Source organism: uncultured Mycobacterium sp. (assembly GCF_964249325.1).
Taxonomy (GTDB): Bacteria; Actinomycetota; Actinomycetes; order Mycobacteriales; family Mycobacteriaceae; genus Mycobacterium.
In genome coordinates this window covers 1-4,092 of the sequence record NZ_CAXUCH010000315.1, presented here as the reverse complement: position 1 = coordinate 4,092, position 4,092 = coordinate 1, and the positions used below count along the sequence as shown (strand labels likewise).

3 protein-coding genes and 1 pseudogene are annotated in these 4,092 nt (G+C 70.3%); all 4 read right to left on the bottom strand.

Going from position 1 to position 4,092, the window contains the following annotated elements; genetic code table 11:
• Positions 1–57: 57 nt before the first annotated feature.
• The gene (gene hemB / locus ACFE99_RS23445) at positions 58–1,083 is read right to left on the bottom strand and encodes a porphobilinogen synthase (protein WP_375489038.1); all 1,026 of its coding nucleotides are present in this window, start codon (positions 1,081–1,083) and stop codon (positions 58–60) included.
• Between the two features lie 63 nt (positions 1,084–1,146).
• On the bottom strand, positions 1,147–2,793 hold the full coding sequence (locus ACFE99_RS23440) for a uroporphyrinogen-III synthase (RefSeq protein ID WP_375489036.1): 1,647 nt from the start codon (positions 2,791–2,793) through the stop codon (positions 1,147–1,149).
• A gap of 41 nt (positions 2,794–2,834) precedes the next feature.
• Entirely contained in the window at positions 2,835–3,761 is a 927-nt protein-coding gene (gene hemC, locus ACFE99_RS23435; protein ID WP_375489034.1) for a hydroxymethylbilane synthase, read from the bottom strand.
• A 13-nt stretch (positions 3,762–3,774) separates the two neighbouring features.
• A pseudogene (locus ACFE99_RS23430) lies at positions 3,775–4,092 on the bottom strand (glutamyl-tRNA reductase); the annotation flags it as partial.

Below are 4,092 nucleotides of genomic sequence, written 5' to 3'. Positions count from 1 at the left end.
GGGTCGGGGGCTCCGGCTCATGCGGGGCCGGCGGCTCCGGCCACCGGTGCGGCTCGGTCACGACAGCCAGGCCGCCGCCTCGGCGGCCCAGTACGTCAGCACGATGTCGGCGCCGGCTCGCCGGATGCTGGTCAGCGACTCCAGTACGGCGGCGCTCCGATCGATCCACCCGTTGGCGGCCGCGGCCGAGAGCATCGCGTACTCCCCCGACACCTGGTAGGCGGCCACCGGCACCGGCGAGACAGCGGCAGCGGCGGCCACCACGTCGAGGTAACCCATCGCGGGTTTGACCATTACGATGTCGGCGCCCTCGTCGAGATCCAATTCCACCTCGCGCAGCGCCTCGCGAGCGTTGCCGGGTTCCTGTTGATAGGTGCGGCGATCACCGGACAGGCTCGAGCTCACCGCTTCGCGGAACGGGCCGTAAAACGCCGATGCGAACTTGGCCGCATACGCCAGGATCACCACGTCGGTATGGCCGGCGGTGTCCAGGCCGTCGCGGATCGCGGCCACTTGGCCGTCCATCATCCCGCTCGGCCCGACTACATGTGCACCCGAATCTGCTTGCTGCACAGCCAGTTCCACATACCTGGTCAAGGTGGCGTCATTGTCAACCCGTCCCGAAGCGTCCAGTACGCCGCAGTGGCCGTGGTCGGTGAACTCGTCCAGACAGGTGTCGGCCATCAGCACGGTGGCGTCCCCGAGATCCTTGGCCAGGTCGCGCAGCGCGACATTGAGGATGCCGTCGGGGTCGGTCCCGGCCGAGCCGGACGCGTCCTTGTCCTCGTCGCGGGGCACACCGAACAGCATCAGTCCACCTACCCCGGCGGCCACAGCGTCGGCGGCCGCGGCCTGCAGCGACTCGCGGGTGTGCTGGACCACGCCCGGCATCGAGGCGATCGGGCGCGGCTCGTCGATGCCGTCGGCGACGAACATCGGCAGCACCAAATGCCGTGGCGCCAGGGAGGTTTGCGCCACCAGCCGGCGCATCGCCGGAGTCGAGCGAAGTCGACGCGGGCGTTGCCGGGGATAAGCCCCACCTCCGTGGCGACCCGCTGCGCCCGGCTCCGCCGCGCTTGCGATCGCACTCGGCCCCGATGAATGGCGACCCCCTGCGCCCGGCTCCGCCGCGCTTGCGATCGCCATTTAGCGCCTGCGGCTCTTCTTACGTGGCGGTGGCAGCGCGCCCTCAGCGCGCAGCCGGGCGGCATGCTCGGCCAGCGCATCGACCAAGGGACCCACCGCGGCGGTCTCCGGCTGCACGTCGACCCGCAAGCCGAACTCGGCCGCGGTTTCGGCCGTCTTGGGACCGATACAGGCGACGATGGTCCGCGCGTGCGGCTTGCCGGCGATGCCGACCAAGTTGCGCACCGTCGAGCTCGACGTAAAGCACACCGCGTCAAAGCCACCGGTCTTGATCATTTCGCGGGTTTCCGCCGGCGGCGGCGCAGCCCGCACGGTGCGATACGCGGTGACGTCCTCGATCTCCCAGCCGCGTTCGCGCAGTCCCTCGGCCAGTGTCTCGGTGGCGATGTCGGCACGCGGCAGCAATACCCGGTTCACCGGGTCGAAAACGCTGTCATAGGGCGGGAATTCGTCGAGCAGTCCCAGGGAGGACTGCTCACCCGAGGGCACCAGCTCGGGGCTGACCCCGAACGCGCGGACCCGGTCGGCGGTGGCCTCGCCGACGCAGGCGATCTTCACCCCGGAGAACGCACGAGCGTCCAGCCCGAATTCGCCGAATTTTTCCCACACCGCGCGCACCGCGTTGGTAGAGGTGAACACCACCCATTGGAACCGGCCGTCCACCAGGCCTTTGACCGCACGTTCCATCTGCGCGGGGCTGCGCGGCGGCTCGACGGCGATGGTCGGCACCTCGATCGGGAGCGCGCCGTAGGATGCCAGCCGCTCGCTCATCTCCCCGGCCTGGTCCTTGGTCCGGGGTACCAGCACCTTCCAGCCGTACAGCGCGCGGCTTTCCCACCAGTTGAGCTTCGCGCGGTTGGCCACCGTCTTGCCGATGGTCGCCACCAGCGGGCCGGTCAGCGGCCCGGCCGGATCAGTGCCACCGAGAACGGCCCCGTCGGTCAACGCATGCAGCGTGGTCTCTACCGAGCGCTGTGTGCAGGTGGTGCCGGCCGCGGTGACGACGCACGGCGTCGATTCGGCCAGCCCGTAGTCGATCAGGGTGCGCGCCGCATCGGTCAGGTGCGAGGCGGTCGCTTGCAGGATCAGCGGCCCCGGTGCGGCGGCCAGCGCCGCCCAATCCACGTCGCCGCGCACGTCGGCCACGGTGTGCGACGAGCCCAACGGCAGGCCCGCGTACGTTGGCACCGCGGCGCTGGCGGCCAGCCCGGGCACGATCTCGAACTGCAGATGCGCCCGCGCCACGGCGTTGACTTCGCTGATCACCGCATCGACTTCCAGCGGGTCACCGGCGACCAGCCGCACCACGTCGGCTCCGGAGCGGGCCTCGGCGATCAGCGTCTTGGCTACTTCAGCGGGTTCACCCAGCGCGGGCCGAATGTCGGGCCCGACCGAAACCACGGCAGTGGGGGTGGTCGCATCGGTGCAATCAGTGGCGTCGACCGCGGCGTCGGCTCGCGCCGGCCCGGACACTGGCGGCAGCTCAGCGCCGATCAGCGCCTGCACCGCCTCGGGCACATCGGCGTCGGTGAACACCAGGGCGGCGTTGGCCAGTACGCGGGCGGCCCGCGTCGTCAACAGGCCCGGGTCCCCGGGGCCTGAGCCCACAAACATGATGCGGCCCGGCTTCGGCTTACGCCCTCGCATGCTCACTTGCTACTCCCCGTTGCTTCCTCGCACGGCTGCTCTCACCGCGCGCCCGACATGAGTTCTGCGGCACCCAGTGCGAACAGTTCCGCGGCCACCGAGAGCCCCAGCTCTCGAGCCCGATCGGGACTGCCGATACCGGACGCACGGATCACGTCGGATCCGTCCAGCGCCGCCACGCAGCCGCGCAGCGACAGCTCCTCGAAGACGCGGCCGTCCTCGTCGATGGACTCGACCACCTCGGCGATCGCACCCACCGGTGCGGAGCAACCTGCCTCCAGCTTGGCCAGCAGGGCCCGCTCCGCAGTGACCGCCGCGCGGGTGTCGGCGTCGTCGAGCTCTGCCAACACTGCCGCCAGCTCCGCGTCATCGGCGCGGCACTCGACGGCGAGCGCACCTTGAGCCGGCGCCGGCAACATCTGCACCGGCTCCAACGTCTCGGTGACATCGTCGAGGCGGCCCAATCGGGCCAGACCGGCCCGGGCCACCACGACTGCGTCAAGATCACCGCTGCTTACCCTGCTCAACCTGGTATCTAGGTTGCCTCGTAGGGGGCGGATTTCCAAACCGAGACCCAATGCTCTAAGCTGCGCGGCCCGCCGCGGGGACGAGGTGCCCACCACGGAGCCGGTCGGCAACTCGGCCAGCACCAGCCCGTGGCGGGCCACCACCGCGTCGCGGGGGTCTTCACGAGGGGGTATCGCTGCCACCAGGAACCGCGGGTCGTCGGCGGTGGGCAAATCCTTATGCGAGTGCACCGCGGCGTCGACGCGGCGCTCTTCGATGGCCTCGCGCAACGCGGTGGTGAACACACCGACCCCGAGGGTGGCGATTGGTTCACTGGACCGGTCGCCCTCGGTGGTGATCGTCACCAACTGCGCGGGGTGGCCTTTGGCCACGAGGGGGTCGCGGACGCTACCGGCCTGAGTGGTGGCCAACCTGCTGCCCCGAGTGCCTATCCGGATCACGTCGGCCCAACGGCTACTCGGCAGACGCGGGTCGGCCACCGGTGCCCCGCGCGCGGGTGGTATCAGGTTCGAATTCGCTTATCACCTCGAGTAATTCGCCTGCGGTGGCGACGGCGTCGACGGCGGTCTGGTCGAGTTCGAACAGCTCGCGCAGCGCCTCGGCGTAGCTGTCGCCGCCGGGCGCGCTGGCCAGTTGCTTAATGCGCACGGTGGGCGCGTGCAGCAGCTTGTCCACCACACGCCGCACGGCGCGGGCCACTTCGTCGCGCTGGTCGGCGTCGAGCCCCGGTAGCCGGTGTTCCAGGCGCAGCAACTCGGCGTCGACCAGCGC

Bases quoted from the DNA above. Each gene is read 5' to 3' on its own strand.
- ACFE99_RS23440 (WP_375489036.1), bottom strand. From the start codon at position 2,793: ATGCGAGGGCGTAAGCCGAAGCCGGGCCGCATCATGTTTGTGGGCTCA.